This window comes from Leifsonia sp. Leaf336 (assembly GCF_001423695.1).
Taxonomy (GTDB): Bacteria; Actinomycetota; Actinomycetes; order Actinomycetales; family Microbacteriaceae; genus Leifsonia.
Window position 1 is genome coordinate 1,035,331 of sequence record NZ_LMOZ01000001.1, and the last position, 25,823, is coordinate 1,061,153.

The 25,823-nt window shown below is 71.1% G+C and carries 28 protein-coding genes and 1 tRNA gene; 22 read left to right on the forward strand and 7 right to left on the reverse strand.

From position 1 onward, the window contains the following. Positions 1-123 precede the first annotated feature (123 nt). The 12 genes from ASF88_RS05005 (at position 124) to ASF88_RS05060 (ending at position 12,099) form a co-directional block, all read left to right on the forward strand. Positions 124-783, forward strand: coding sequence for a MazG family protein (locus ASF88_RS05005; RefSeq protein WP_200935227.1), 660 nt, complete (start codon positions 124-126; stop codon positions 781-783). 70 nt (positions 784-853) lie between these two features. Then, positions 854-1,909, forward strand: a complete 1,056-nt coding sequence (locus tag ASF88_RS05010; RefSeq protein WP_055915032.1) for an iron-siderophore ABC transporter substrate-binding protein — start codon at positions 854-856, stop codon at positions 1,907-1,909. Positions 1,910-1,916: 7 nt separating this feature from the next. After that, positions 1,917-2,978 (forward strand): FecCD family ABC transporter permease, encoded by a 1,062-nt coding sequence (locus ASF88_RS05015; RefSeq protein ID WP_055915035.1) that lies wholly within the window; start codon positions 1,917-1,919, stop codon positions 2,976-2,978. Beyond that, positions 2,975-4,039: a FecCD family ABC transporter permease gene (locus tag ASF88_RS05020; protein WP_235493285.1), complete on the forward strand. Its 1,065-nt coding sequence runs from the start codon at positions 2,975-2,977 to the stop codon at positions 4,037-4,039. Before ASF88_RS05015 ends, ASF88_RS05020 begins: the two co-directional genes overlap by 4 nt. A gap of 2 nt (positions 4,040-4,041) precedes the next feature. Then, positions 4,042-4,842, forward strand: a complete 801-nt coding sequence (locus ASF88_RS05025; RefSeq protein ID WP_055915039.1) for an ABC transporter ATP-binding protein — start codon at positions 4,042-4,044, stop codon at positions 4,840-4,842. 299 nt (positions 4,843-5,141) lie between these two features. Beyond that, the gene (hisS, locus tag ASF88_RS05030) at positions 5,142-6,434 is read left to right on the forward strand and encodes a histidine--tRNA ligase (RefSeq protein ID WP_055915042.1); all 1,293 of its coding nucleotides are present in this window, start codon (positions 5,142-5,144) and stop codon (positions 6,432-6,434) included. 129 nt (positions 6,435-6,563) lie between these two features. Further along, complete coding sequence (gene eno / locus ASF88_RS05035) at positions 6,564-7,844, forward strand: phosphopyruvate hydratase (protein ID WP_055915045.1); 1,281 nt, start codon at positions 6,564-6,566, stop codon at positions 7,842-7,844. Positions 7,845-7,944: 100 nt separating this feature from the next. Continuing rightward, a complete protein-coding gene (locus tag ASF88_RS05040) occupies positions 7,945-8,199 on the forward strand; it encodes a hypothetical protein (protein WP_055915048.1) in 255 nt (84 codons plus the stop codon). A 110-nt stretch (positions 8,200-8,309) separates the two neighbouring features. Further along, positions 8,310-8,840, forward strand: coding sequence for an FtsB family cell division protein (locus tag ASF88_RS05045; RefSeq protein ID WP_055916687.1), 531 nt, complete (start codon positions 8,310-8,312; stop codon positions 8,838-8,840). Then, positions 8,840-9,352: a DUF501 domain-containing protein gene (locus ASF88_RS05050; protein ID WP_055915051.1), complete on the forward strand. Its 513-nt coding sequence runs from the start codon at positions 8,840-8,842 to the stop codon at positions 9,350-9,352. The genes ASF88_RS05045 and ASF88_RS05050 overlap by 1 nt, the downstream gene beginning before the upstream one ends. After that, positions 9,325-10,656: a S8 family peptidase gene (locus tag ASF88_RS05055; protein WP_442915016.1), complete on the forward strand. Its 1,332-nt coding sequence runs from the start codon at positions 9,325-9,327 to the stop codon at positions 10,654-10,656. The genes ASF88_RS05050 and ASF88_RS05055 overlap by 28 nt, the downstream gene beginning before the upstream one ends. Before the next feature lie 39 nt (positions 10,657-10,695). Beyond that, entirely contained in the window at positions 10,696-12,099 is a 1,404-nt protein-coding gene (locus ASF88_RS05060) for an NAD(P)/FAD-dependent oxidoreductase (protein WP_055915055.1), read from the forward strand. Between the two features lie 67 nt (positions 12,100-12,166). Here ASF88_RS05060 and ASF88_RS05065 read toward each other — a convergent pair whose 3' ends face one another. After that, positions 12,167-12,751, reverse strand: coding sequence for an IMPACT family protein (locus ASF88_RS05065; protein WP_055915059.1), 585 nt, complete (start codon positions 12,749-12,751; stop codon positions 12,167-12,169). A 92-nt stretch (positions 12,752-12,843) separates the two neighbouring features. On the opposite strand from ASF88_RS05065, the gene ASF88_RS05070 reads away from it, so the two are divergent. Both ASF88_RS05070 and ASF88_RS05075 read left to right on the forward strand, forming a co-directional pair. Beyond that, complete coding sequence (locus ASF88_RS05070; protein ID WP_235493286.1) at positions 12,844-13,212, forward strand: ArsR/SmtB family transcription factor; 369 nt, start codon at positions 12,844-12,846, stop codon at positions 13,210-13,212. After that, complete coding sequence (locus tag ASF88_RS05075; protein WP_055915062.1) at positions 13,209-13,655, forward strand: SRPBCC family protein; 447 nt, start codon at positions 13,209-13,211, stop codon at positions 13,653-13,655. Before ASF88_RS05070 ends, ASF88_RS05075 begins: the two co-directional genes overlap by 4 nt. A gap of 30 nt (positions 13,656-13,685) precedes the next feature. Here the strand turns inward: ASF88_RS05075 and ASF88_RS05080 are convergent, their stop codons facing one another. Further along, positions 13,686-14,108, reverse strand: a complete 423-nt coding sequence (locus ASF88_RS05080; RefSeq protein WP_055915064.1) for a hypothetical protein — start codon at positions 14,106-14,108, stop codon at positions 13,686-13,688. A gap of 118 nt (positions 14,109-14,226) precedes the next feature. Here ASF88_RS05080 and ASF88_RS05085 point away from each other — a divergent pair, with 118 nt between their 5' ends. Further along, the gene (locus ASF88_RS05085) at positions 14,227-14,790 is read left to right on the forward strand and encodes a dihydrofolate reductase family protein (protein ID WP_055916694.1); all 564 of its coding nucleotides are present in this window, start codon (positions 14,227-14,229) and stop codon (positions 14,788-14,790) included. Positions 14,791-14,802: 12 nt separating this feature from the next. On the opposite strand, the gene ASF88_RS05090 is transcribed toward ASF88_RS05085, so the two are convergent. Continuing rightward, positions 14,803-14,876, reverse strand: a tRNA-Leu gene (locus ASF88_RS05090). A 228-nt stretch (positions 14,877-15,104) separates the two neighbouring features. Between ASF88_RS05090 and ASF88_RS05095 the strand changes: the two genes are divergently transcribed. After that, positions 15,105-15,473, forward strand: coding sequence for a VOC family protein (locus ASF88_RS05095; protein ID WP_055915068.1), 369 nt, complete (start codon positions 15,105-15,107; stop codon positions 15,471-15,473). Between the two features lie 177 nt (positions 15,474-15,650). After that, positions 15,651-16,022 (forward strand): YchJ family protein, encoded by a 372-nt coding sequence (locus ASF88_RS05100; RefSeq protein ID WP_055915072.1) that lies wholly within the window; start codon positions 15,651-15,653, stop codon positions 16,020-16,022. 1 nt (position 16,023) lies between these two features. Here ASF88_RS05100 and ASF88_RS05105 read toward each other — a convergent pair whose 3' ends face one another. Continuing rightward, positions 16,024-18,168 carry a hypothetical protein gene (locus ASF88_RS05105; protein WP_055915075.1) on the reverse strand — a complete coding sequence of 715 codons (2,145 nt, stop codon included), beginning with the start codon at positions 18,166-18,168 and terminating at the stop codon, positions 16,024-16,026. A gap of 150 nt (positions 18,169-18,318) precedes the next feature. Between ASF88_RS05105 and ASF88_RS05110 the strand changes: the two genes are divergently transcribed. From ASF88_RS05110 to ASF88_RS05125, 4 genes are all read left to right on the forward strand, one after another. Next, positions 18,319-18,978 (forward strand): TetR/AcrR family transcriptional regulator, encoded by a 660-nt coding sequence (locus ASF88_RS05110; RefSeq protein WP_055915077.1) that lies wholly within the window; start codon positions 18,319-18,321, stop codon positions 18,976-18,978. Further along, on the forward strand, positions 18,975-20,231 hold the full coding sequence (locus ASF88_RS05115) for an MFS transporter (RefSeq protein ID WP_055915082.1): 1,257 nt from the start codon (positions 18,975-18,977) through the stop codon (positions 20,229-20,231). The genes ASF88_RS05110 and ASF88_RS05115 overlap by 4 nt, the downstream gene beginning before the upstream one ends. 83 nt (positions 20,232-20,314) lie before the next feature. Continuing rightward, a complete protein-coding gene (locus ASF88_RS05120; protein ID WP_442915020.1) occupies positions 20,315-21,598 on the forward strand; it encodes an amino acid deaminase/aldolase in 1,284 nt (427 codons plus the stop codon). Further along, on the forward strand, positions 21,595-22,908 hold the full coding sequence (locus ASF88_RS05125; RefSeq protein WP_055915084.1) for a D-arabinono-1,4-lactone oxidase: 1,314 nt from the start codon (positions 21,595-21,597) through the stop codon (positions 22,906-22,908). Before ASF88_RS05120 ends, ASF88_RS05125 begins: the two co-directional genes overlap by 4 nt. A 21-nt stretch (positions 22,909-22,929) precedes the next feature. On the opposite strand, the gene ASF88_RS05130 is transcribed toward ASF88_RS05125, so the two are convergent. The 3 genes from ASF88_RS05130 to ASF88_RS05140 are packed head-to-tail and all read right to left on the reverse strand — an operon-like array spanning position 22,930 to position 25,099. Beyond that, positions 22,930-23,664, reverse strand: a complete 735-nt coding sequence (locus ASF88_RS05130) for an ABC transporter permease (RefSeq protein ID WP_055915087.1) — start codon at positions 23,662-23,664, stop codon at positions 22,930-22,932. Next, positions 23,661-24,455: an ABC transporter ATP-binding protein gene (locus tag ASF88_RS05135; protein ID WP_055915090.1), complete on the reverse strand. Its 795-nt coding sequence runs from the start codon at positions 24,453-24,455 to the stop codon at positions 23,661-23,663. The genes ASF88_RS05130 and ASF88_RS05135 overlap by 4 nt, the downstream gene beginning before the upstream one ends. 8 nt (positions 24,456-24,463) lie before the next feature. Then, positions 24,464-25,099 carry a TetR/AcrR family transcriptional regulator gene (locus ASF88_RS05140; RefSeq protein ID WP_235493287.1) on the reverse strand — a complete coding sequence of 212 codons (636 nt, stop codon included), beginning with the start codon at positions 25,097-25,099 and terminating at the stop codon, positions 24,464-24,466. Between the two features lie 153 nt (positions 25,100-25,252). Here ASF88_RS05140 and ASF88_RS05145 point away from each other — a divergent pair, with 153 nt between their 5' ends. Next, on the forward strand, positions 25,253-25,819 hold the full coding sequence (locus ASF88_RS05145) for a LemA family protein (RefSeq protein WP_055915096.1): 567 nt from the start codon (positions 25,253-25,255) through the stop codon (positions 25,817-25,819). Positions 25,820-25,823: the final 4 nt, after the last annotated feature.

Below are 25,823 nucleotides of genomic sequence, written 5' to 3' on the forward strand. Positions count from 1 at the left end.
GGAGGCCTCTCGTGCGCGGTCGGGAAAGACGTTCGCCGACCAGACTTCCCGGCACACCAGTCGTTCAGTGTAGCGGGCGATCGCGGTGAGAGGATGAACGTAACCCGACGGGAGGAGCATCCCATGACCGACGTGGCGCCCACCAGACTCGACGAGCTCGTCGCCGTGATGGCTCGACTCCGCGCCCCGGGCGGCTGCCCGTGGGACGCCGATCAGACGCACGAGTCGCTCGTGCAGTATCTGATCGAGGAGTCGTACGAGCTCATCGAGGCGATCGAGACCGGTGATCGCGACGCGATGCTCGAGGAGCTCGGCGATGTGCTCTACCAGGTGCTGTTCCACGCGGACATCGCCGCCCACACGCCGGGGGAGGACTTCGATATCCAGGATGTGGCCGAGCACATGACCCGCAAGATGGTCGGCCGGCACCCCCACGTCTTCGGAGGCGACCGCACGGCGGAGACCGCCGAGGACGTCGTCGGCTTCTGGGACGACCTCAAGAAGGCGGAGAAGCCCGGGCGCACGAGCGTGCTCGACGGCATCCCGCAAGCGATGCCCTCCCTCGCGTTGGCGGACAAGCTGCTCGGCCGGGCCGAGAAGGTCGGCCTCCTCGATCTGAGCGAGTCGGGCGGCGTGCAGGTGTCGGGCGAGGACGAGCTGGGGCCGCTGCTGCTGGCGATCGTGGCGTCGGCGAAGGCGCAGGGGCTGGACGCAGAGCGCGCCCTCCGGTCGACCCTGCGGGAGCTGCAGGAGGAGATCCGCGAGCACGAAGCATCGGTTTAGGTTAGGCTTACCTAATGTGCCACGTCGGCACGCTTCCCATCCGTGCCACGGCACCCTCATGAGGAGAGTCATGCCTGAAACCGCACGCTCCGGCCTTCGCCGGTCGCGTCTCGTCCTGTCACTCGCCGCCGTCGTCTCGGCCGCCGCCCTCGCCCTCACCGGGTGTTCCGCGAGCGGTTCCGGCGCCGAGAGCCCGTCCTCGGGCTCCGCCGGGAGCTTCCCCGTGACGATCGACAGTGCGCTCGGCAAGACCACCATCGACGCCGCTCCGAAGCGTGTCGCCACCTGGGGCTGGGGTGCGCAGGACATCGCCCTCGCCCTCGGGATCGTCCCCGTCGCGATGCCGAAGTTCAGCTACGGCGGCGACGCGAACGGCCTCCTGCCCTGGGACGCCGAGAAGATCAAGCAGCTCAAGGGCACGACGCCCCAGCTCCTCGACGCCGACTCCGGTGAAGTGCCGTTCGAGCAGTTCGTCAAGGCGAAGCCCGACGTCATCCTCGCCCCGTACTCCGGCCTCACCCAGACCGAGTTCGACACACTGAGCAAGATCGCCCCGGTCGTCGCCTACCCCGAGAAGCCGTGGGCGACCAGCTGGCGCGACCAGACCGCGATCGTCGGCAAGGCGCTTGGCCTGTCGTCGGAAGCCGCCGCCCTCGTGAAGAAGACCGAGAGCGCGGTCACCGCACTCTCCGACAAGTACCCGGTGATCAAGGACAAGACGTTCTTCTACGCCGCCGCCAACGAGCCCGGTGTTCTCAACGTCTATCGCGCGGAGGACCCGCGCGTGCAGCTGCTCAACGACCTCGGGATGAAGAACTCGCCGAGCATCGCGGCCCTCGACTCGTCGAAGGGCGACGGCAGCTTCTTCTACCAGCTCAGCTACGAGAACCTCTCGAAGATCGACACCGGCCTGCTGGTGATGTACTTCGACAAGCAGTCGTCGGTCGACGCCTTCACCGCCGACCCGCTGGTCGCCGCGATGCCGACGATCAAGGAGGGCCGCTTCGCCCCGATCGTCGGGGAGTCGTTCGTCTCCGCGACGAGCGCCCCGAGTGTGCTGAGCATCCCGTGGATGCTCGACCGCTACGTGCCGCAGCTGGCCGCGGCCGCCGAGAAGGTCAAGTAGCCGCTCGATGCCCACTGGTGTCGCCACCGCCGGCGCCGGTCGCACGGGGGAGGCCCCCGCTCGCGTCCGGCGTGGTCGGCGCACGCTGATCGGCTTCGTGGTCGCCGTCGTGGTGCTGCTGATGGTGTGCGTGCTGAGCCTGATGGTCGGCGCGCGCACCATCGCGCCCGCCGACGTCCTCCACGCGCTGACGCACTACTCGGCGACCGACGACGACTCCCTGGTCGTCGTCGGCAGCCGGCTGCCGCGCACGCTGCTCGGCCTCGCGGCCGGGCTGGCGCTGGGGCTCGCCGGCACCGTCATGCAGGGGCTCTCGCGCAACCCGCTGGCCGATCCCGGCATCCTCGGTGTCAACTTCGGTGCTTCGCTCGCGGTCGTCGTCGCGATCGCGTTCCTCGGGGTCACCGCCGTCTCGGGCTACGTGTGGTTCGCGTTCGCCGGAGCCGCGCTCGCCGCGGGAGTCGTCTATGCGGTCTCGGCCGTGGGGCGGGAGGGCGCGACCCCGGTCAAGCTCGCGCTCGCCGGCGCGGCGGTCTCTGCCGCCCTAGGCTCGCTCATCACCGCGGTCATGCTGACCAGCCGGGTCTCGCTCGACCAGATGCGGTTCTGGCAGGTCGGCTCGCTCGCGGGTCGCGGCTTCGGCGTGCTGTGGCAGGTGTTGCCGACGCTCGTCGTCGGCGCCGCGCTGGCATTGGCGCTCGGGAGGCTGCTCAACGGCCTGGCGCTCGGCGACGACGTCGCGCGCGGACTCGGGCAGCGTGTCGGCCTCGCGCGTGCGCTGTCCGCCGTCGCGATCGTGCTGCTCTGCGGCTCGGCGACCGCCGCCGTCGGCCCGATCGCGTTCGTCGGTCTCGTCGTTCCGCACGTGGCCCGTTGGGTCGTCGGCGCGGACTACCGTCGCATCCTCGCCTACTCGGCCGTGATCGCCCCCGCTCTGCTGATCGCGTGCGACGTCATCGGCCGCGTCGTCGCGCCGCCCGGCGAGCTGCAGGTCGGCATCGTGATGGCGTTCGTGGGGGCGCCGCTGTTCATCGCGCTGGTGCGCCGACGAAAGCTGGTGGGACTGTGAGCGCGCCGACGGCGACGTCGCGCACGGCGGCGGGTGCGGCCTCCCGGGTGGCGCTCGATCGCCGACGCCGACGGAGCCGGGCGACCCGGGTGTCCGTCGTTCTCGCGGTGCTCGTGTTCGTGGTGTCCGCGGTCTCGCTCACGCTCGGCGCGGCGGGTGTCGCCCCGGTCGACGTGCTCGCCGCGCTCGTCGGCCGTGCCGATCGGCTCACGTCCTTCGTCATCCTCGACCTCCGGCTGCCGCGGCTGCTGGCGGCCGTGCTGGTCGGCGCGTGCCTCGGCATCTCCGGAGGCCTGTTCCAGTCCGTCGCGCGCAACCCGCTGGCGAGTCCGGACATCATCGGCATCACGACGGCCGCCAGCGCGACCGGCGCCGTCGCCCTGGTCTGGTTCGGGATCACCGGTCTCGCCCTCACGGGGGTCGTCCTCGTCGGCACGCTGGTCGCCGCCGTGCTGATCTACGTGCTGGCCTGGCGCAACGGGGTGAGCGGGTACCGTTTCGTGCTCGTCGGGATCGGCTTCGCCGCGATCTGCGCCGGGCTCGTGTCGTACGTGCTGACCCGCGCCGACCTGAGCGACGTGCAGCAGGCGCTCGTCTGGATCACCGGCAGCCTCAACAGCATCGACGATGTGTCGCTGACCGTGCTCGGCGCGAGCGCCGTGGTGCTCGTGCCTGCGGCGCTGCTGGTCGGGAGGCCGCTCGCCGCCCTCGGGCTCGGCGACGACGTGGCCGCCGGGATCGGCGTGCGCCCGGAGCGCACGCGCATCCTGAGCATCGCGGTCGGGGTGGCGCTGGCCGCCGCGGCGGTCTCGGTGGCCGGACCGATCGCCTTCGTCGCGCTGCTCGCTGCGCCGGTGGCGAGACGACTCGTCGGGCGCGGTTCGCTCGCGCTCGTTCCCGCCGCGCTCGTCGGCGCCCTCGTGCTCGTCGTCTCCGACGTCGTCGCGCAGTTCGCGGTTCCCGGGGTCGTGTTCCCCGTCGGCGTCGTCACCGGGATCGTCGGAGCGCCCTACCTTCTCTGGCAGTTGGCCAGAACCAACCGCATCGGCCGGGGAGGCTGACCATGACCACGGAGATCACTCTCGCCGCGCGCGACCTGACCCTCGCCTACGAGGGCCGGGTGGTCGTCGACGGCCTCGACCTCGACATCCCGCCCGGCCGGGTCACGGCCATCGTCGGGCCGAACGCGTGCGGCAAGTCCACGCTGCTGCGCGGACTGTCCCGGCTGCTCGCACCGGCCTCCGGGAGCGTGCTGCTCGACGGCGCCGACATCCGCTCGCTGCCGACCAAGGAGGTCGCGACCCGGTTGGGCCTGCTGCCGCAGACGCCGACCGCGCCCGACGGCATCACCGTGGCCGATCTCGTCTCACGCGGACGCTACCCGCACCAGGGCTGGTTCAGGCGGTGGACGGCCGAGGACGATGCCGCGGTCCAGGAGGCCATGACCGCCACCGGCGTCGCCGACCTCGCCGACCGTGCCATCGACGAGCTCTCGGGAGGGCAGCGCCAGCGCGTCTGGATCGCCATGGCGCTCGCTCAGCAGACAGGGATCCTCCTGCTCGACGAGCCGACGACGTTCCTCGACATCAGCCACCAGCTCGACGTGCTCGATCTGCTGCTCGATCTCAACGCGGCTCGGGGGAGCACGATCGTGATGGTGCTCCACGACCTCAACCTCGCCTCCCGGTACGCCGACCACCTGATCGCGATGCGCGCGGGCTCGATCGTGGCCTCCGGCGACCCGTCCGAGGTGGTAACTGCCGAACTGGTGCGCGACGTCTTCGGCGTCGAGTCCGTCATCGCGCCCGACCCGGTGGCCGGGACGCCCTTGGTCGTGCCGCTCGGGCGGCATCACACGCTCTAAGGGCCGGAGCGGGCGGCCGGCAGCGCGTCCGCCGGTGGTCCGGATCGCCGCTCGGGTGAGACCGACGCCTCGCGACGGCGCATTCTTCCGGCCACGGCGGGCGCGTTGTCGTGTGTCTGGCAACGCAACCGAAGTGATCGGACGGCTGCGGCTCATGCCAGGTCCTCGCTGGGACACCGCCCTATCGCGCGGGGTCGGCACGACTTCAGGGCGGCAACGCCAGCAGTTTACGACCGCCCCCGAGCCGGCCGCGATACCCCCGGAGGGCGGGGTGCGCCCCCATCTGGAAGAATCGACGCATGGCTTCCCCGATCACACCGCCCCGCGGCATGCGCGACTTCCTCCCCGCCGAGAAGGCCCGCCGCGAGCATGCGCTCGGTGTGATCCGCCGGAGCTTCGCCGCGCACGGCTTCGACGAGATCGAGACGCCCGTCGTGGAGGACGTCGCCCGGCTGCACTCGGGCCTCGGCGGCGACAACGAGAAGCTCGCGTTCAGCGTGCTCAAGCGCGGCCTGGGCGGCGACGACCTCCGCGAGGCGATCGAATCGGGCGACACGCTCGCGCTCTGCGATCTCGGCCTCCGCTTCGACCTCACCGTGCCGCTGGCCCGCTTCTACGCCAGTCACCGCGGCGAGCTTCCTCCCGTGTTCCGCAGCATCCAGATCGCGCCGGTCTGGCGTGCCGAGCGGCCGCAGAAGGGCCGTTACCGCCAGTTCGTGCAGTGCGACATCGACATCATCGGCGAGGGCTCCCAGCTGGCGGAGGTCGAGCTCATCACCGCGACCGCCGCGGCGCTGGAGGCCCTGGGGCTGACCGGCTGCACGATCCGCATCAACGACCGCCGCATCCTGGGCGGCCTCCTCGAGTACTGCGGGTTCGCCGAGGCGCGCTGGCCGCAGGTACTGATCTCGATCGACAAGCTCGACAAGATCGGCGCGGAGGGCGTCGTCGCCGAGCTCAGTGAGGGCGGAGCGGACTCCGCTGCCGTGCTGGGCGGCATCCTCGCCGCTCTCGAGCCGCACCTCGCCGACGGGGGAGTGGAACTGACCGTCGAGGCGATCGCCGGCATCCTGCCCGCGGGCATGGACACTGACGCCATCGCCGAGCTGGAGGCGCTGGCCCACGCGCTCGACACCCTTCCGGAGGGCGTCGCACTGCGGTTCGACCCCACGCTGGTGCGCGGCATGGGCTACTACACCGGCACCATCTTCGAGATCGCGCACCCGGGCTCCGGCAGCTCGGTAGGAGGCGGCGGCCGCTACGACGGGATGATCGGGCGGTTCCTCGGCACGGACGTGCCCGCGGCCGGCTTCTCGATCGGCTTCGAGCGCGTCGTCGACCTGATCGACGTGCCCGACGACTCCGCCGCCGACTCGGTCGTGCTCGTGCACGACGCTGACGTGCCGCTGGACCGGCTGATGGCGATCAAGTCATCGCTCGTCGCCTCCGGCAAGCGCGTGCGGCTGGACCGCCGGGCGAAGAACCTCAAGGCGGTGCTCGATCGGGCCGCGGCGTCCGGCTACCGGTCGTTCGCGTTCGTGGGGGCGGGCACGGCGGACGCCTCCGCACTCGAGTTCAAGCCGCTGGCCTGAGCGACTCCGTCGCCGGCACGCCGCCGCGACCACGCCAGATCCCGCAAGCATCCCGCCACAGCGTTCTGGCCGTGAACCCCACGTCACTAGACTGAATCGGCAACCCACGAAATCACCAAGGAGACAGTTGTGGCTCAGATCGAAGCTGTAGGCGCTCGCGAGATTCTCGACTCCCGTGGCAACCCGACCGTCGAGGTCGAGGTGCTCCTCGAGGATGGCACGGTCAGCCGTGCCGCCGTCCCGTCCGGCGCGTCGACCGGCGCCTTCGAGGCCTACGAGCTTCGCGACGGCGACAAGGACCGCTACCTGGGCAAGGGCGTCGAGAAGGCCGTCGACGCGGTCCTCGACGAGATCGGCCCGGCGATCGAAGGCTTCGAGGCCAGCGACCAGCGTCTCGTCGACGAGGCCATGATCGAGCTCGATGGCACCGACAACAAGAAGCGCCTCGGCGCCAACGCGATCCTCGGCGTCAGCCTCGCGGTCGCCAAGGCCGCGGCCGACTCGGCCGACCTCCCGCTGTTCCGCTACGTCGGCGGCCCGAACGCGCACGTCCTCCCCGTGCCGATGATGAACATCATCAACGGCGGCGCCCATGCCGACACCGGCGTGGACATCCAGGAGTTCATGATCCTCCCGATCGGCGCCGAGACCTTCTCCGAGGGCCTGCGCTGGGGCGTCGAGACCTACCACTCGCTCAAGGCGCTGCTGAAGTCGAAGGGCCTCAACACCGGGCTCGGCGACGAGGGCGGCTTCGCTCCCGAACTCGAGCACAACCGCGCGGCGCTCGACCTGATCTCCGAAGCGATCGAGAAGGCGGGCTACACCGTCGGCTCGCAGATCGCTCTCGGTCTCGACGTGGCCTCCACCGAGTTCTTCGAGAACGGCGTCTACCGTTTCGAGGGCCAGGACCGCACGGCCGCTCAGATGTCGGCCTACTACGCCGAGCTCGCCGCCAACTACCCGCTGGTCTCCATCGAGGACCCGCTGGCCGAGGACGACTGGGAGGGCTGGGCCCACCTGAACGCCGAGATCGGTTCGAAGCTGCAGCTCGTCGGCGACGACCTGTTCGTCACCAACCCGAAGCGCCTCGCGCAGGGCATCAAGGCCAAGGCCGCGAACAGTATCCTGGTCAAGGTCAACCAGATCGGCACGCTCACCGAGACGCTCGACGCGGTCTCGCTGGCCCAGCGCAGCGGCATGACCGCCGTGCTCTCGCACCGTTCCGGCGAGACCGAAGACACCACGATCGCCGACCTCGCCGTCGCGACCGATGCCGGCCAGATCAAGACCGGCGCCCCGGCCCGCTCCGAGCGCGTCGCCAAGTACAACCAGCTCCTCCGCATCGAAGAGGAGTTGGGCGACGCCGCCGTCTACGCCGGCCGCAGCGCCTTCCCGCGCTTCCAGGGCTGAGCTCGCTCCGCCCGCTCGCCGAAGGGCGAGTCGTCGTCCCTTTCGCGCTCCGAAGGGGACAACGACTCGCCCTTCGACGCCGCGTCGCTAGGCTCACCCCATGCGCAGTGCGAGCGTCCCGGCGGAGATCCTCCCTCTCGCCCTCTTCCTGCTGCTCGCCGCGCTCTTCGCCGTGTTCGGCGCCTACCTGCTGCGTCGCCCCGAGCGGGCGGCGGCCTTGTTCAGCGACCGGGAGGCGCGGCACGCGTTCCGCGCGAAGGACGCACGCGCGATCGGCCTCGTGTTCACGATCGGGGGGATCGGCCTCCTGGTGGTCGGCGCCGTGCGTCTCGTGCTGACACTGGCAGCGGGCTGAACGGCGGGCGACACCCCGCGCTCACGGCCGTCTCCGGGCAGGCATCGCCTACGATTGAGCACGGGGCCTTCCGGTCCTCCATGTCCGTCGAGACCACCCGGGAGGGGCCCATGCCGAAGCAGTCCGGCCCCCGCACCAAGCGCGTCGCCGCGTCGTTCGACGAGCCGACGCAGACCGGTCGCTGGCTGCGCGGCCTCCACTTCTCGGCGTTCTCGCTGGTGATGATGGGCGCGGTCGTGCTCGCGGTGGTGATCCTCGCGCCGTCCCTGCAGGGGTTCCTCGCGCAACGGCAGCAGATCGCCGACCAGCAGAAGGCGGTCGACCAGCTCTCCGCCCAGGTCGACGCGCTCAAGGGGCAGCGTGCGCGCTGGAACGACCCGAGCTACATCCGGGCGCAGGCGCGCGATCGGCTCTACTACGTGATGCCGGGCGAGGTCAGCTACCTCGTCATCGACGACCGCCCTCCCGCGGCCACCAAAGACCCCACTCCGGTGAGCTCCAAGCTGCAGAAGACCCATACCGACTGGGTCGGCTCCCTCTTCGGTTCGCTCATGGGCGCCGGTCTCACCGACGCGACGCCCGCGCAGCTCGGCTCCACGCCGGCCCCGACTCCTCCCCCCAGCAACACAGGCGGCAAATGATGACCAGACCCCCGTTCGACCCCGTGACCGACGCCGACATCGCCGCCGTGAGCGAGCAGCTCGGCCGGCCGGCGCGCAACGTCGTCGGCATCGCCGCCCGCTGCGTCTGCGGGCGCCCCACGGTCGTTTCGACCGCTCCGCGCCTCGACGACGGCACACCGTTCCCGACCTTCTACTACCTCAGCCACCCTGCCGCCACCGCCGCCATGTCGCAGCTGGAGGCCACCCAGGTGATGAACGAGTACAACGACCTCCTCGCCGACGACGAGCAGGTGCGCGAGCAGTACCGCGCGGCGCACGAGCAATACCTCGCCGACCGCGAGTCCATCGGGGTGGTGGAGGAGCTCGCGGGCGTTTCGGCCGGCGGCATGCCCACCAGGGTCAAGTGCCTGCACGCGGTCGCGGCGCACGCGCTCGCCGCCGGACCCGGCGTCAACCCGATCGGCGACCTCGCCCTCGCCCGGGGAGGGTGGTCGCCGGAGGTGTGCGAGTGCCGCATCCAGGTCGGCTGACCCCGGCGGCCTCACTCTCCCGCTCCCGGTTCGGCCGGGTGCGTCATCGCGCGGCGTCCGTCGTCGGAGCGCTCGTGACGGCGTTCGCGATCGGGCTGGCGCCGGCCACGGTCGCGCACGCCGATCAGGTGCGCGACATGCAGTACTGGCTGAACGACTACGGCTTCACGAAGGCCTGGCAGACGACCAAGGGCGCCGGCGTGAAGGTCGCCGTGATCGACACGGGGGTGGACGGCTCGGTGCCCGATCTCGCGGGCGCGATCGCGGGAGGCACCGATGTGTCCGGGGTCGGTGCAGCGAACGGTGAGAAGCCGCTCGGAGCAGGCGAGGCCGCCGACCACGGCACCTGGGTCGCCTCGCTGCTCGCCGGGCGAGGTACGGGCCCAGACTCCGGCGTGCTCGGCGCGGCGCCGCAGGCGAGCATCCTCACTGCCTCCGTGGCGCTCGGCACCTCCATCGGCGCGGTCAGCAGCGACGACCAGGTGGCGGAGGCCGTGCGCTGGGCCGTGGACAACGGCGCCTCGGTCATCAACATGTCGCTCACCCGAAACACGCTCGACTGGCCGACGAGCTGGGACGACGCGTTCCAGTATGCGTTCTCGCACGACGTCGTCGTCGTCGCCGCGGCGGGCAACCGGGGGAGCGGGACCACCGAGGTGGGTGCGCCCGCGACGATCCCGGGCGTGCTGACCGTCGCCGGCGTCGACCGCGCGGGCCAGGCCTCCTTCGACGCCTCCTCGCAGGGCATCACGATCGGCGTCTCCGCCCCGAGCGAGCAGTTGGTCGGCGCGAACCCGGGCGGAGGCTACGTGCAGTGGGCCGGGACCAGCGGGGCGGCACCGCTCGTCTCCGGCGCGGTCGCCCTGGTGCGGGCCGCGCACCCCGAGCTGAAGGCGCCGGATGTCATCAACCGCATCATCAAGACGGCGCGCCCGGCCGGAGGCACGGTGCCGAGCCCGGTGTACGGCTACGGCCTGCTCGACGCCGCGGCCGCGGTCACCGCGACCGTGCCGCACGTGACCGCGAACCCGATGGGCGATCTGACCCAGTGGATCCACATCCATCGGCGTGCGGACACGCCCGCGACGGCGGCCCCCGGGGCCCGGGACGCCCAGGCCGCCCCCGCGCCGAAAGCTCTGACCCCCGAGCGCCCTGTAACATGGAGAGCGTTCCTCTGGCCGCAATGGAGCGTCCTCACCACCCTCTGGCTCCCGTTCAGCCTGATCTCCGGTTTCGTGGCCCTCCTCGCCCTCGGCGCGGTCGGCGCGTGGCTGCATTTCAGGCGGGCGGCGCGTAGGGGGTAGATTAACCCCCATACTTTCGTGTTGAGGAGACGCATTACTGTGCCCAAAATCCTGATCGTCGGCGGAGGCTACGCCGGTTTCTATACCGCGTGGAAGCTCGAGAAGCAGCTCCGCAAGGGCGAGGCCGAGGTCACCATGGTCGACCCCCTGCCCTACATGACGTACCAGCCGTTCCTCCCCGAGGTGGCGGTCGGCTCCATCGAGCCGCGTCACGCGGTGGTCGCCCACCGTCGCCACCTGAAGAGCACGAACATCATCAGCGGCAAGGTCACCTACGTCGACCACGCCAAGAAGACCGCGACCATCGAGCCGGCCGCCGGCGAGCCGTACGAGCTCGACTACGACATCGTCGTGGTGACCGCCGGCGCCGTCTCGCGCACCTTCCCGATCCCGGGCATCGCCGACAACGCGGTGGGTCTGAAGACGATCGAGGAGGCCGTGTTCATCCGCGACCGCCTGCTCACCAACTTCGACAAGGCGGCGACGCTGCCCGCCGGCCCGGAGCGCGACCGCCTCCTGACCGTCGTGGTCGTCGGCGGTGGCTTCGCCGGCATCGAGATCTTCGCCGAGCTCCGTTCGTTCGCCAGCGCGCTGCTCAAGAAGTACCCGGAGCTGTCGTTCGAGGACACGCACTTCCACCTGATCGAGGCCATGGGCCGAATCATGCCGGAGGTGTCGCTGCCGACCAGCCACTGGGTCATCAAGAACCTGGCGGAGCGCGGCGCGCAGATCCACCTCGAGACGCAGCTCACCAGCGCTGTCGACGGCCACATCGAGCTGTCGACCGGCGAGAGCTTCGACACCGACCTCATCGTCTGGACGGCCGGTGTCATGGCCAACCCGACCGTGGTGCGCCACACCGACCTCCCGATCGAGGAGCGCGGCCGTCTGCGTGTTCGCGCCGACCTGCGCGTGGGCACCGAAGAGGAGATCATCGAGGGCGCCTGGGGCGCCGGCGACGTCTCGGCCGTCCCCGACCTGACCGGTGCGGGCGTCGGCGGCTACTGCGTGCCGAACGCGCAGCACGCCGTACGCCAGGGCAAGCTGCTCGCGAAGAACCTGATCGCCGACATGCGGGGCGAGCTGCCGCGCCAGTACTACCACAAGAGCCTCGGCGCCGTCGCGGGCCTCGGGCTCGGTATCGGCGTCCTGCAGTCGGGCAAGATCGCCGTCAAGGGCGTCCTCGGCTGGTTCGCGCACCGCGGCTACCACGGCCTGGCCATGCCGAGCTGGGAGCGCAAGTGGCGCGTGCTGTGGGGCTGGTGGAACAACTTCTGGCTCGGCCGCGACGTCGTGTCGCTGACCGCGGTCCAGCAGCCGCGTGCCGCCTTCGAGGAGTTCGCGGCCCGGCCGAGGCCGGCCGTCGAGGCCGCCCCGGCCGAGGCCCCCAAGAAGGCCGCTCCCCAGAAGCAGAAGGAGCCCGCGGAGGTCGCTGCCAAGTAGGCTGCGTGTCTGACGCCGAAGGCCCGGTCCCTGTGAGGGACCGGGCCTTCGCCTTTTCCGTCAGGCCCTATCCCTCCACGCGCACGCGACCCTGGCCGAGGTCGGCGATCGCCTGCAGCGCGACGTCGCGGTCGGTCTCCGGTAGCCGTACCCGCAGGACGACCTCGGCTCCGTACTCGGCCTCCGGTTCGGAGTAGCCCGCGTTTTCCGCCCACCGGCGCACCCGCTCGGCGTCGCCGTAGTCGGCGTGCAACTCGAGAACGGTCTCACGGACCCGCTCGATGATCTCCGCGCCGGCGATCGCGGTGGCGATGGCGTCGGTGTAGGCGCGCACCAGGCCGCCGGCCCCGAGCTTGACCCCGCCGAAGTAGCGGACGACGACACCGAGCACGCCGTCCAGCTCGTGGTGGCGGAGCACCTCCAGGATGGGGCGGCCGGCCGTTCCCGAGGGTTCCCCGTCGTCCGACATCCCGGACTGTCCTCCGGCGAGCAGGGCCCAGCAGACATGGGCGGCGCCCGGGTGCTCGGCGCGCAGCCGGGCGACCTCCGCGAGTGCTTGGGCCCGGTCGGCGACAGGCAGCGCGCTCCCGAGGAACCGGCTGCGACGGATCTCGAGTTCGGAACTGACCGCGGAAGCGAGGGTGCGACTCACCCCTTCACGCTAGCGGGCCGACACCGCTGCTAGCCTGGTATCGAACTCATCGGTTCAGTACGCTGTGCTGGGTCGGAGGATCGGAGGTGCCTGTGGCGAAGACAGTGGACGACCAGCTGAGCCGCACGTTCGCGGCACTGGCGGATCCGACGCGACGCGCCATCCTCGCGCGGCTGGCGCGGGGCTCGGCGAACGTCGGCGACCTGGCGGCCCCGTTCGACATGAGTTTCACCGCGGTGTCCAAGCACCTGCGCGTCTTGGAGGGCGCCGGCCTGGTGTCCCGCGGGAGGGATGCGCAGTACCGCCCGGCGATGCTCGATGCGCGCCCGCTCGCCGCGGCTTCCGCGTGGATCGACGACTACCGCGCGTTCTGGGGGAGCAGTTTCGACGCCCTCGACGAGTTCCTCACCGGCGCGACCCCGTCGCGCTCCTCCGAATCCGACGAGAAGGACCCCGAATGACCGGCATCACCGACGAGGGCATCGAGATCGACCGCGAGTTCGCGGCCCCGCCGTCCGCCGTCTTCGCGGCCTGGACCACTGCGGCGTCGTTCGCGCGCTGGTTCGGCGGCCGGGAGGTGCAGGTCCCGCTCGACGGCCTCGACTTCCGTGCAGAAGCCGGCCGTGAATGGACCGCCATGATGGTGCTCCCCGACGGCAGCACGATCGACTGGGCGGGCGAGTTCCTGGAGGTCGACCCGCCGTCGCGTCTGGTCATGACGCTCACCGACCGCCCCGCGGAGGGCGAGCGCGCCGTGCTCACGGTGGAGCTCACCCCGACGGAGGCCGGGACGCGCATGCGAATGACCCAGCAGACGCCCGGCTTCACCGACGAGCAGCGCCTTGGCACCATCGCCGGCTGGCAGACCTTCCTCGACGTGCTGGGTGAGATCGCCGAGGGCTGACTCTGTGCGGCCGGGGCGCCGGGCATGGCCTCAGTCCAGGACGATCCGCACGGGCTCGTAGGACCACGGTCCCGGGCATTGGCCCCACAGGCCCGTGCGCTCGGTGTTGACCGGGATGTCGTGCACGGCGTCGTCGAGCACTTCCGCCTTCGTCGTCACGACGACGCGGACGGTCTGGGGCTGCGAGGCCGCATGATCGAGGAAGGGCGGCCGCTGCGGGACCGAATAGCTTCCATCCGGGGCAGGCGTTACAGGCGCTGGTTCACAGTGGGTTCCGAAGCAGGCCGACACCGTCGCATCCGTGGGCGGCGATCCCTCGAACACCAGCCGTATCGGCGACGTGTCCAGGTAGCCGATCGCCGGGCAGGCGTCCAATACGCACCCCGTCAATGTGAGCACTGTTGCGAACGCCGCGACGCCTGCGGCGGTGAGTCGACTTCGATGTCGTCGCATGCGAGCAGGGTAGCCGACCGTTCGCAGAGATTCTCCCCACGTATTGAACTTAATGGTTCAGAACCGCTAGGTTGAATAAGTGACACAACACGTGTCGACGATCACGAAAGGACCCACCATGCGCACCCTCATCGTCTCCGCGTTCGTCTCCGCCGACGGCGTCGCCCAGGCTCCCGGCGACGACGCCTCCTACCGCAACGCGGGCTGGACGTTCCGCGGCGTCGAGTTCGACCCGGCCGCCTACGAGCTCAAGGGCCGCGAGCAGCAGGAGGCGACCGCGATCCTGCTCGGCCGCACGAGTTACGAGTTGTTCGCCCCGATCTGGCCGTCGAGGGACGAATTCGCCGGCTACAACGCCATGCCCCGGTACGTCGTCTCGACCACCCTGGAGCGCGACGACGACCGCTGGCCGGCCACCATCCTCCGCTCGCTCGACGAGGTCGCCGACCTCAAGCGCGGCGACGGAGGCCCGATCATCGTCCACGGCAGCCTCGAGCTCGCCCGCGCGCTGGCCGACGCCGACCTGGTCGACCGCTACCACCTGCTGGTCTTCCCGCTGCTGCTGGGGGAGGGCGCCCGGCTGTTCAGCGAGGCTCCGCATGCGACGGTGAAGCTCTCGGTGGTCGAGAACGAGGTCTACGGCAACGGAGTGCAGAAGGTCGTGTACGACGTGGTGCGGTGATCGGGACAGCGGTGCCCCCAGTGGGACTCGAACCCACACTCGGGCGATTTTAAGTCGCCTGCCTCTGCCAATTGGGCTATGGGGGCCGAGCGGCTTGGAGCACCGGTCGGAGGGCGGGGACCGCCCGAGAAGATCAGCGGTTCCTGTAGGGCGCTTTCACCATCTGCACCCCGGCCGCGAGTGCGAGCGCACCGCCGACGATGACGACAGTCCAGATGAATCCGATCAGCAGGCCTTCCATAGCTCCAACCATATACGGTGCGACGCGCCATGTACCCCTTGTCGGCGTAGCGCGATCAGGGGAGGGTGGGCGCATGATCCGGATCGGTTCCATCGTGTGGGGGGTTCGCGACATCCCGCGAGCCGTGGAGTTCTGGTCGGCCGTGCTCGGCTACGCGCCGCTGTACGAGCCCGACGTCGATTGGGCGTTGCTCGCGCCGGCCGGCGGAGGCGGCCCGCAGCTCGCACTGAAGCTGGTCGGCAGCGAGGCGAACCCGTCTCCGCGGCACCACCTCGACCTGTATGCCGACGATCAGGCCGCCGAGGCCGACCGGCTCAGGGGCCTCGGCGCGACAGACGTCGAGTGGGACTACGAGGAGGGCGCCGACTATCTCGTGCTGGCCGATCCGGACGGCAACCGGTTCTGCGTCGTCGCGGCGGGAGAGGCTGCAGCGTCGCACTGAGAGGACGTTCAGAGCGTCCAAAGGCCTCACCCACCCTGGCCGTGCAGACTACAAGCCGACACCCTTTCTGGTGAGGTGTCCTCCGACCCGGCTGGAGCCCGAGATCCCCCGACGTAAGGCTCCGGCCGGGTCGCCTTACGTCCGCTAGCCGCTTGCAGACGCGAATAGGATCGCGGAGTGACCGACACCCGATGTCCCTGCGGAAGCGGCGAGACTTACGCGAACTGCTGCGGCCCGCTCCACGCCGGCGCTCCCGCGCCCACGGCCGAGCGGCTGATGCGGTCGCGGTTCAGCGCCTTCGCGCTCGGTGACGCCGGCTACCTCCTGCGCAGCTGGCATCCGTCGACGCGTCCGGCGGCGCTCGAACTCGACGACGGTCTGCGCTGGTACCGGCTCGACATCGAGTCGACCGAGCGAGGCGGCCCGTTCGACCGGGAGGGTGTCGTCGCGTTCACCGCCTACTACAAGGGTGCAGAGCGCGGCTCGCTTCAGGAGACCTCCCGGTTCGTCAAAGACGGCCGCGACTGGTACTACGTGGCAGCGCTGTAAGTCACCGCAGCGGTTCGACGTACCGCTCCCACAGCCACACCGAGACGCTCAGCGCCGCGAACACCAAAGCCCCGACGACGACCACGGCGACCCCGCCGCCCGTCTGCACCAGGGAGGCCACCGGAAGCAGGAGCGCGAAGAGCACGGTGTAGACCACGAGCGCCATCGCCAGCCACAACGGTCGCGACCAGCGCAGCACGGCTCGGCCGGCGAGCCCGCCGAAGGGCAGCAGAGCGACTGCAGTCGACCCGATCGCGATGAGGGCGATCGAGTTGGCGAGCTCCCTCACGAAGGCGGAGGCGTCTCCCGACGGCGCCGGCAGGACACCGACGGTCAGCCACGCCAGCACGCCGAACGCGGCGACGGCGCACAGCTGGACGGCGGCGGTGCGGCCGCGCTCGATCCGGTCGGCGGCCTCCGGCAGCACCGCGCCCAGCACCAGGCCGAAGAGCAGGGCGGGCTCGAGCCCGATGAAGCGGGAGCCCAGCGCGGTCGCGGCGACGACGACGAGGAGGCCGGGCCGCACGATCGCGCGGGCGAGCGGCAGACCCAGGTGCCGTGTCATCCCGCGCGCAGCGAGCACCCAGATCGCGTTGACTCCGATCACCGCGAGCGCGACGGCGCCCAGCAGTCTCAGGTAGGCGGCGGCGTCCTGCACCGACGTCGACAAGGTCACCAGGGCGGCGGCGGTGACACCGACGACGGGCGCCAGCCAGACCGGTTGGGAGCCCGCCGACGCGGCGTGCGCGCTGCCGAGCAGAGCGTCGGCTTCGCCGAGTTCGGAGCGCGCCCGGTTGCGGCCGAAGATCGCAACGCGGCCGTCGCGCGGCTCCCGGGGGCGGGAGAGCGCGGCGACGAGCAGCCGCGCGGGCAGCACGAGCAGCAGCAGCAGCGCGACCGCCAGACCGACCGAGCGCAGCCAGCCCGGCATGGAGGCCGCGGTGACGACCGGAGCGGAGGCGACGCTGAACGGCGTGTCCGTCCATCCCTTGGTCTCGGCGTGGGCCGGAGCCGACGGCGACGACGGCGCGGCCGTGGGCGGCGCCGGCTGCGCAGGAACCGGGGTCTTCGACGGGGAGGGCTTGGTCGTGGCCGGCGGCGCGGCGGCCACAGCCTCCACCGAGATCGCGACCGCGTTGCTGCCGGCGCTCACGTTGCCCGCGGAGTCGCGCTGCAGCGCTGAAACGAGGTAATCGCCCTGGGGGAGGCCGGCCGCGCACGACCAGGCGGTTCCCGTGACGGCCGCCGTGCAGGCCACGGAGGTCCCACGGGAGGTGCTCGCGTAGACGGTCACACTCGCGCCGGGTTCGCCGGCGCCGCCGAAGGCGATGGACTGCCCGGCCGTCGCGGAGGTGCCGGGTGCCGGGGAGGTCAGCGTCGGCGCTCCCGGCGCGACGGTGTCCACGACGACGGTGATGGACCGGCTCGCTCCGGAGCGCGTGGACGAGAACGGCGCCACCTGCGTGGCGGTGATGCTGTGGTTGCCGTCGCGGAGTCGCGAGATGACGCAGCCCCAGTTGCCGGCGCTGTCCGCCGGGAACGAGCAGGAGTCCCCGGTCTCGGCGGTGACGGTCACTGTGGCGCCCGGGTAGGCCGTGCCGCGGATTCCGCCGCCGGTCGCTCCGCCGTCGGCCGAGGTGATCGTGGGAGGGGAGAGGACGTCGACCCGGCCGCTGTCGGCGAGGCCGGTGGTGCGCGACTCGGCCCGCACCGGCACGCCGGGGCCGTCGGGGAGGCGCTGGACGGCGCAGCGGAACCGGCCGTCGTCGCCGGTGGTGGCGGTGCACCGGGAGTCGGCGTTGGTGGAGGAGCCGCCGGACACGTCGATGACCTCGCCGGGATCGGCGGTGCCCGAGACGGCCAACGGCAGCGTGGTGACCAGGCTCTTCGGGAGCGGGTCGAGCTGCGGCGGCGCCGGAGTCGGGGTCGGGGTGGAGGTCGGCGCATCGGAGGCCGTGTCGCTGGGAGCGAGGCCCGGGGACTTCGGCGGTGCTGTGTCGGAACGTGCTGCGGCGGGGGCGGCCGAAGCAGGGGCGGCCGTGGCCGGCGTCGCGAGGGCTGCGGTCGCCGCCAGCGCCAGCCCCAGACCGAGCAGGGCAGCGACGAGTCGCCCGGTCGACCCCCGCGACCGGACTGGTGGAGACACGTCAGACAGAAATACCCGCATTCCACCCCATTCCAGGGGGCCGACACACCGCATGTCAAACCAGCTGGCCGGATTTGGGGCATACTGACAACTGGGTCAACTGTCCCACTTCGCGCGACGACGCGCGAACCGGCACCGCGAGGAGCTCCGATGACGCGCATCCCCCCAGCGGACCGCCGCGCGGCTCTCGTGCAGGCGGCTCTCCGGGTGATCGCGCGCGACGGCGTGACCGCCGCCACGACCCGCCGGATCGTGGGCGAGGCCGGGATGTCGCTCGCCAGCTTCCACTACGTCTTCGAGTCGCGCGACGAGCTGATGGCCGAGCTCGTCAACGCCGTCGTCTCCAGCGAGCAGACCGACCTGGAGCCCGCGCTCGACGCCTCCCGCGCGCCCATCGGGATCCGAGCGGCGATCCGCTCGGGGCTCCAGCACTACTTCGACGGCGTCCGCGCCGACCCCGACCGCGAGAAGGCGATGTTCGAGCTGACGCAGTGGGCGTTGCGCGAGCCGGGGTTCGCGCCGCTCGCCGGTCGGCAGTACGACCGCTACTACGAACTCGCCGAGCGCGCCGCCCGAGACGCCGCCGCCCTCACCGGCAGCGTCTGGAGCCGTCCGATCGCCGAGATCGCCCGCCTCCTCGTGACGCTCACCGACGGCGTCACGATCGCCTGGCTCGTCACCCGCGACGACGCGGCGGCAGAGCAAGCACTCGACTTCGCGGCGGACGCGCTCGCCGCATTCGCCGAACCGGCCGACGGCGACGCTGCCGTCGGATCCCTCCTCCACAACCCGAACGCAGGTATCCGATGACCAACACCTCGACGCCGGCGGTCTTCGCCGAACCCACGCGCCGCATCCCCGGCCGCTGGATCGCCGCCTTCGCCGTCGCCTGGCTGGGTGTCTGGATGGCGCAGCTCGCCCCCATCCAGAAGCTGCTGCCCGACCAGGTGCAGGCGCAGCTGCACACCGACTACTGGGTCGACAACGTCGTCGCCTTCGGCATCATCTCGGGCATCTCCGGGGTCTGCGCCATCGTTGCGTATCCGCTCACGGGCGCGCTGTCCGACCGCACGACCAGCCGGTTCGGCCGGCGCCGCCCCTGGATCGCGGGCGGCGCGCTGCTGTTCGCGGTCTCGCTCGTGCTGCTCGGCCTCCAGTCGTCCATGGTGGGGATCGGCGTGTTCTGGTCGCTCGCCCTGACCGGCTTCTGCGTGCTGACCGCCGCGCTCACGGCGACGATCTCCGACCAGGTGCCGGTCGACCAGCGCGGCTACGTCTCCGGGTGGATCAGCGCCCCGCAGGCGATCGGGATCATCCTGGGCGTCTCGCTGGTGACCTATGTGTTCGTCGGCGCACTGGTCGGTTACACCGCGATGGCGGTGCTGCTGGTCGTGCTCGTCGTGCCCTTCCTGTTCCTGCCCGACGCCGTGCTGCCGGCACACCTGCGCGAGCGGATGACCTTCCGCGGCATCGTGGAGGGGCTGTGGATCAGCCCGCGCGAGCACCCCGACTTCGGCTGGACGCTGCTCAGCCGGGTGCTGGTGAACTTCGGGAACGCGTTCGGCACGTCGCTGCTGCTCTACTTCCTGGAGTTCGGCCTCCATGACAAGCACGCCGACGACGACCTGCTGGTGCTGATCCTGATCTACATGGTGTTCGTCATCATCGCCTCGCTCGCTCTCGGCCGGCTGTCCGACCGGCTCGGGAGACGGAAGGCTTTCGTCTTCATCTCGTCGGCGCTGCAGGGTATCGCGGCGCTGCTGCTGGCGTTCGTCCCGGAGCTGACGGTCGCGATGGTGGCCGCCGGCCTGCTCGGCCTCGGCTACGGCTGCTTCCTCTCGGTCGACCAGGCGCTCGCCACGCAAGTGCTGCCCGACCCGGAGAACCGGGGCAAGGACCTCGGCATCATGAACATCGCCACGGCCGTCCCGCAGGCGATGGCCCCGCTGTTCGGCGCTGCGATCGTCGCGGCCATGGGCGGGTTCGTCGGGCTGTTCGTGCTCTCCGGGGTGTTCGCGTTCGCGGGGGCGCTCGCGGTCGCCCGGGTGAAGGCGGTGCGCTGATGCCGCGCGCCACGCCCTCCCGGCAGACGACGACACCCACGACGCAGAAACTGCAGAACCGGCAGAAGGACCCCGTGAACCCGATCGACCTGACCTCCAAGCCCGCACCGGCCGAGCGCACCTGGACGACGCCCGACGTCTTCTGGCCGGCGTTGTCCATGGCGACGGCCCGCCTCGACCCCGCCTTCGGCGTGCTGCACCTCCCGGCGCTCCGGCACAACGCGCACGACATGCTCCGGCGCGCGGGCGGGAGCCCGGAACGTCCGGGCAAGGCGATCCGCGTCGCCTCCAAGTCGGTGCGTGTGCGCTCGGTGCTGGACGCCGTGCTCGCGCTGCCCGGGTACGCCGGCGTACTGGCCTACACCCTCCCGGAGGCGCTCTGGCTCGCGGAGGGCGACGCCGGGCACCCGCCGATCGAGGATGTCGTCGTGGGCTACCCGACGGCCGACCGGGGTGCGATCGCGCGGCTCGCGGCCTCCCCTGAGCTCGCCGCGCGCGTGACGCTCATGGTCGACTCGGTCGCCCACCTCGACCTGATCGACGCGGTCGTGCCGCCCGCCGAGCGTGAGACCATCCGGCTCTGCCTCGAGCTGGACTCCTCGTGGGACGCACCCGTTCTCGGCCACGTCGGCGTCTACCGCTCCCCGTTGCACAGCGTGGCGGCCGTGCGGGAGGTCGCCGAGGCGATCGTGCGGCGCCCGGGCTTCGCACTGGTCGGGATGATGGGCTACGAAGCGCAGATCGCCGGTCAGGGCGACAACCCGCCCGGGCGACCGGCGTGGGGAGCGACGCTGCGCTGGATGCAGAAGAGCTCGCAGGAGGAGCTGCTCGCCCGGCGCGGAGAGGCCGTCGCGACCGTGCGCAGCCTCGCCGACCTCGAGTTCGTGAACGGCGGCGGCACCGGCTCGCTGGAGTTCACAGCCTCCGACCCGTCGGTCACCGAGATCGCCGCGGGCAGCGGGCTGTTCGGCGGCCACCTGTTCGACACCTACCGCGGCTTCCGCCCGGCGCCCGCCGCGTCGTTCGCCCTCTCGGTGGTGCGCCGCCCCGACGAGCGCACCGCGACCCTGCTCGGCGGCGGCTGGATCGCGTCCGGCCCTCCCGGGCCCGACCGCCTCCCGAAGATCGAGTGGCCGACCGGGCTGTCGATGGTCGACCGCGAGATGGCGGGGGAGGTGCAGACGCCGGTGACCGGCGCCGCCGCCGGGATCCTGCGCGTCGGCGACCGGGTCTGGTTGCGGCACACCAAGTCCGGCGAGCTGAGCGAGCACGTGGACGACTTCCACCTCGTCGACGTCGTGGAGGGGCGCGCCGCGGTCGTCGGCACGGTGCCGAGCTACCGCGGCGAAGGGAAGGTGTTCCTGTGACGGCGACCGGTTCCGTCTGGCGCAACTGGGGCCGCAGCGAGTCGATCCGCCCGCAGCGCGTCGAGCGGCCGCGCGATGCCGAGGCCGTGCAACGCGCGGTCGCGGCGGCGGCGAAGCAGGGGATGCGGGTCAAGGCGGTCGGTGCCGGGCACAGCTTCACCGGCATCGCGGCGGCGCCCGGAGTGCTGCTCGACCTCGAAGACGTCAGCGGCGTCCTCGATGTGGACCTCGAGCGCGGCCGGGTGCGTCTGGCCGCCGGCACGCGCCTCCATCAACTGCCGCGACTGCTGCGGCCGTACGGGCTGGCGCTGCAGAACATGGGCGACATCGACCGGCAGACCATCGCCGGGGCGACCTCCACCGGCACCCACGGCACCGGGGGCTCGTTCGGAGGCCTCGCCACCCAGATCGTCGCGGTCACGCTCGTGACGGGGTCGGGCGAGCTGCTGACGATCAGCGAGGACGAGAACGCCGAGCTCCTGCCGGCGGCGCGACTCGGGCTCGGGGCGCTCGGCGTGCTCGTGGACATCACCCTGCAGTGCGTTCCCGCCTTCCTGCTGAAGGCCGTCGAGCGGCCCGAGCCGCTGCAGGGCGTGCTCGACAGCTACCTGCACCGCTCGGCGGAGGAGCACCACTTCGAGTTCTACTGGTTCCCGCACACCGAGACCGGGCTGACCAAGACGAACACCCGGCTGCCGCTCACCGAGCAGCGGGCGCCGCTGTCGGCGGCCGGCCGCTGGGTCGACGACGAACTCCTCGCGAACGGGATCTACCGCGGCGTCTGCGCAGTCGGCACGATGGCGCCGGCGATCATCCCGCCGTTCAGCCGCGTTGCACAGCGCCTCACCGGCAACCGCGATTTCACCGACCACTCGCCGCGGGTGTTCGTGACGAACCGCACGGTGCGCTTCCGGGAGATGGAGTACGCCATCCCGCGGGAGGCCGTGCCCGAGGCGCTCGCGGAGGTCAAGGCGCTCATCGACCGCCGCGGCTGGCGCATCTCGTTCCCGGTCGAGGTGCGCTCGGCGGCCGCCGACGACAACTGGCTGTCGACGGCCTACGGCCGCGAGAGCGGCTACATCGCCGTGCACCGGTACTACCGGGAGGACCCGACGGAGTACTTCACCGCCGTCGAGGAGATCATGAAGGCCCACGACGGCCGGCCGCACTGGGGCAAGATGCACTACCGCGATGCGGACTCGCTGCGCGAGACCTACCCGCGCTTCGATGACTTCCTCGCCGTTCGCGACCGCCTCGACCCCGACCGCCGCTTCGAGAACGCCTACCTCCGCCGCGTTCTCGGCCCGTGACGGATATCGGCCCTGATCGATCTAGGAGGTGCGGCGCTGGAGGGTGAGGGCGCCGACGACGACGGCGCCCACCGCGAACGCGCCGATGATGAGGAGCTGGCCTCCCACGTAGGCGGCGTCGTGCGAGTTCGTCGCGACGGCGTTGAGCGCGTCCACCGCGTGCGACAGCGGCAGCCAGTCGCTGATCTCCTTCAACCCGGCGGGGAGCTGGTCGCGGGGGAGGAAGATCCCGCCGAGCAGGATCTGCGGGAACACGATCGCCGGCATGAACTGCACCACCTGGAACTCGGTGCGGGCGAACGCGCTCGCGAACAGGCCCAGGGTGCTGCCGAGCACCGCGTCCGTCACCGCGACGGCCACGAGCAGCCACACGTCGCCCTTGATCGTCAGCCCGCACACCCAGATGGCGTATCCGGAGGCGACCAGCGACTGGATGACGGCCAGCAGCCCGAACGCCAGCGTGTACCCGAGGATGAAGTCGCCCTTGCCCAGGGGCATCGAGAGCAGCCGCTCCAAGGTGCCGGTGCGACGCTCCCGCAGGGTCGTGATGCTGGTGACGAGGAACATGACGACGAACGGGAAGAGCGCGAGCATCGCCGGACCGATCGTCGCGAAGACGTCGGTGTCCGTGAAGATCCACGCGACCAGCCCGATCAGGAGACTCGGCACCACGACCAGGAGGACGACCGTCCGCGGGTCGTGGCGGATCTGGGAGAGGACGCGCCCCGTCGTCGCGAGGGTGCGGGTGGCATTCATCGGGCGCCCTCCTCGTCGTCGGCGCCGCCCGGTGTCCCGTCGGGCTCCGCTTCGTCGAGCACGTGCCGCGGATGATGCCGCCGCAGCAGCGTGAGGAACGCGCCTTCCGCATCCGCTGCGCCGGTCTCCGCCAGCAGCTCGTCCGGCGTCGTGTCGGCCAGGATGGCGCCGTCCCGCATCAGTAGCAGCCGGTCGCAGCGCGTCGCCTCGTCCATCACATGGCTCGAGATCAGGAGGCTGGTGCCTCCGTCGGCGAGCCGGTGGAAGAGCGACCACAGCTCGACGCGCAGAAGCGGGTCGAGGCCGACCGTGGGCTCGTCGAGCACCAGGAGGTCGGGGGAGCCCAGCAGCGCGGCGGCGAGCGAGACGCGGCTACGCTGGCCGCCGGAGAGCGTGGAGACCAGCTGCCCGGCGTTCGCGCCCAGGTCGGTCGCGTCGATCGCCCGCTCGACGTCGTCCTTGCCCGCGCCGAGAACACGGCGGAAGTAGGCGAGATTCTGCCGGACCGTCAGGTCGTCGTAGACGCTCACGGCCTGCGTCACATACCCCACGCGGTGACGCAGGGCGGCGGATCCCGCCGGCTGGCCGAGCACCTCCACCCGGCCGCCGGCCACCCGCTGCACGCCGACGATCGACCGCATCAGCGTCGTCTTGCCGCAGCCGCTCGGGCCGAGGAGGCCGACGACCTGGCCGCGCGGGATGCTCAAGTCGAGGCCGTCGAGCACCGTCGTGCGTCCGCGTCGCACCCTCAGGCCCTCGATCACGACGGCGGCGTCGACCGAATTCATCATGTGATGAATTATTCGCCCGGCCCGACCCGTCCGTCAAGATCGCCGAAGAGATGCCACTGGATCACGGGGCCGACGCGGCGGGCGAGCTCGTCGGGACGGGCGCTCGCGATCGGTTCGAGCTTGAGCGCGTACCGCGTCATCATCAGTCCGACGACCTGCGACGCGGCCAGATCGGCGCGCAGATCGGCGTCGTCGGAGTGGGTGAGTGCGGCGAGGCGGGTGAACACCTCCCTGGTGAGGAATTCGCGCAGCATGCGGGTGCCTGCTCCGCTGCCGAGCGCGGTGCGCAGGATGAGCACCATCCGCCCGGCAGCGCGCTCGTCCTCCAGCTGGGTGAGCAGATAGCGCACGAGCGTCTCGCCGACCTCGTCGCGCGGTGCGGCCAGGACGACGTCGAGCACCCGGTCCGGTCGCAGCGGGGCCTCCAGCGTCGCAGCGAACAGGTCGGCCTTGTCGTCGAAGTAGTGGTGGACGAGCGCCGAGTCGACACCCGCCCTCCGGGCGACGGCGCGCAGCGACGCGGCCTCGTAGCCCCGCTCGGTGAACTCGTCGGCGGCGGCCCGCACGATGGCCGAACGGGTGGAGGCCGCCCCGCGCTCCTTGCGCGGGCGACCCCGTCTGCGGCGTTCGGCGGTCTCGCTCACGTCAGCAATTCTGCACCCCCGCACCCGGGCGCTGTCCATCCGCATTGCGGTTGCTTCGAGAGTGATGGGAAGGCAGTGGGAGGCGCATCCGCGCCCGTTAGGATGCTGTCAGCGCCGTCGATCAGCGCGCTCAGACGCTTAGGAGTTCCCGCAATGGAATGGCTCATTCCGGTCATCATCGTCGTCGTGCTCGTCGCGATCATCGGAATCTACTTCTGGGCCACATACAACTCCCTGGTCACCCTGAAGGTCCGGGTCGACGAGGCGTGGAGCGACATCACGGTGCAGCTGAAGCGCCGTGCCGACCTCATCCCCAACCTGATCGAGACGGTCAAGGGCTACGCGGCGCACGAGCGCGGGGTCTTCGAGTCCGTCACCAAGGCGCGCGCAGAGACGCTGACGGCCCAGACGCCGGGCGAGGCGTCCGTGGCCGAGGGTCACATGCAGACGGCCCTGAAGAGCATCTTCGCCGTGGCGGAGGCCTACCCGCAGCTGCAGGCGAGCCAGAACTTCCTGCGGCTGCAGGCCGACCTGGTCGACACCGAAGACAAGATCCAGGCCTCGCGCCGGTTCTACAACGGCGGTGTGCGCGAGTTCAACACCAAGATCAAGGTCTTCCCGAACAACCTGTTCGCCCGCCGCCTGGGCTTCAGCGAGCGCGAGTTCTTCGAGGTCGACAACCTGGCGGCCATCGCCGAGCCGCCGCGCGTCCAGTTCTAGGTCG

Bases quoted from the DNA above. Each gene is read 5' to 3' on its own strand.
- ASF88_RS05080 (WP_055915064.1), bottom strand. From the start codon at position 14,108: ATGCGACGACATCGAAGTCGACTCACCGCCGCAGGCGTCGCGGCGTTC.
- ASF88_RS05130 (WP_055915087.1), bottom strand. From the start codon at position 23,664: ATGAATGCCACCCGCACCCTCGCGACGACGGGGCGCGTCCTCTCCCAG.
- ASF88_RS05010 (WP_055915032.1), top strand. From the start codon at position 854: ATGCCTGAAACCGCACGCTCCGGCCTTCGCCGGTCGCGTCTCGTCCTG.
- ASF88_RS05085 (WP_055916694.1), top strand. From the start codon at position 14,227: ATGCGCACCCTCATCGTCTCCGCGTTCGTCTCCGCCGACGGCGTCGCC.
- ASF88_RS05135 (WP_055915090.1), bottom strand. From the start codon at position 24,455: ATGATGAATTCGGTCGACGCCGCCGTCGTGATCGAGGGCCTGAGGGTG.
- ASF88_RS05005 (WP_200935227.1), top strand. From the start codon at position 124: ATGACCGACGTGGCGCCCACCAGACTCGACGAGCTCGTCGCCGTGATG.
- ASF88_RS05025 (WP_055915039.1), top strand. From the start codon at position 4,042: ATGACCACGGAGATCACTCTCGCCGCGCGCGACCTGACCCTCGCCTAC.
- ASF88_RS05075 (WP_055915062.1), top strand. From the start codon at position 13,209: ATGACCGGCATCACCGACGAGGGCATCGAGATCGACCGCGAGTTCGCG.
- ASF88_RS05050 (WP_055915051.1), top strand. From the start codon at position 8,840: ATGACCAGACCCCCGTTCGACCCCGTGACCGACGCCGACATCGCCGCC.
- ASF88_RS05115 (WP_055915082.1), top strand. From the start codon at position 18,975: ATGACCAACACCTCGACGCCGGCGGTCTTCGCCGAACCCACGCGCCGC.
- ASF88_RS05045 (WP_055916687.1), top strand. From the start codon at position 8,310: ATGCCGAAGCAGTCCGGCCCCCGCACCAAGCGCGTCGCCGCGTCGTTC.
- ASF88_RS05110 (WP_055915077.1), top strand. From the start codon at position 18,319: ATGACGCGCATCCCCCCAGCGGACCGCCGCGCGGCTCTCGTGCAGGCG.
- hisS (WP_055915042.1), top strand. From the start codon at position 5,142: ATGGCTTCCCCGATCACACCGCCCCGCGGCATGCGCGACTTCCTCCCC.
- ASF88_RS05095 (WP_055915068.1), top strand. From the start codon at position 15,105: ATGATCCGGATCGGTTCCATCGTGTGGGGGGTTCGCGACATCCCGCGA.
- ASF88_RS05015 (WP_055915035.1), top strand. From the start codon at position 1,917: ATGCCCACTGGTGTCGCCACCGCCGGCGCCGGTCGCACGGGGGAGGCC.
- ASF88_RS05040 (WP_055915048.1), top strand. From the start codon at position 7,945: ATGCGCAGTGCGAGCGTCCCGGCGGAGATCCTCCCTCTCGCCCTCTTC.
- ASF88_RS05145 (WP_055915096.1), top strand. From the start codon at position 25,253: ATGGAATGGCTCATTCCGGTCATCATCGTCGTCGTGCTCGTCGCGATC.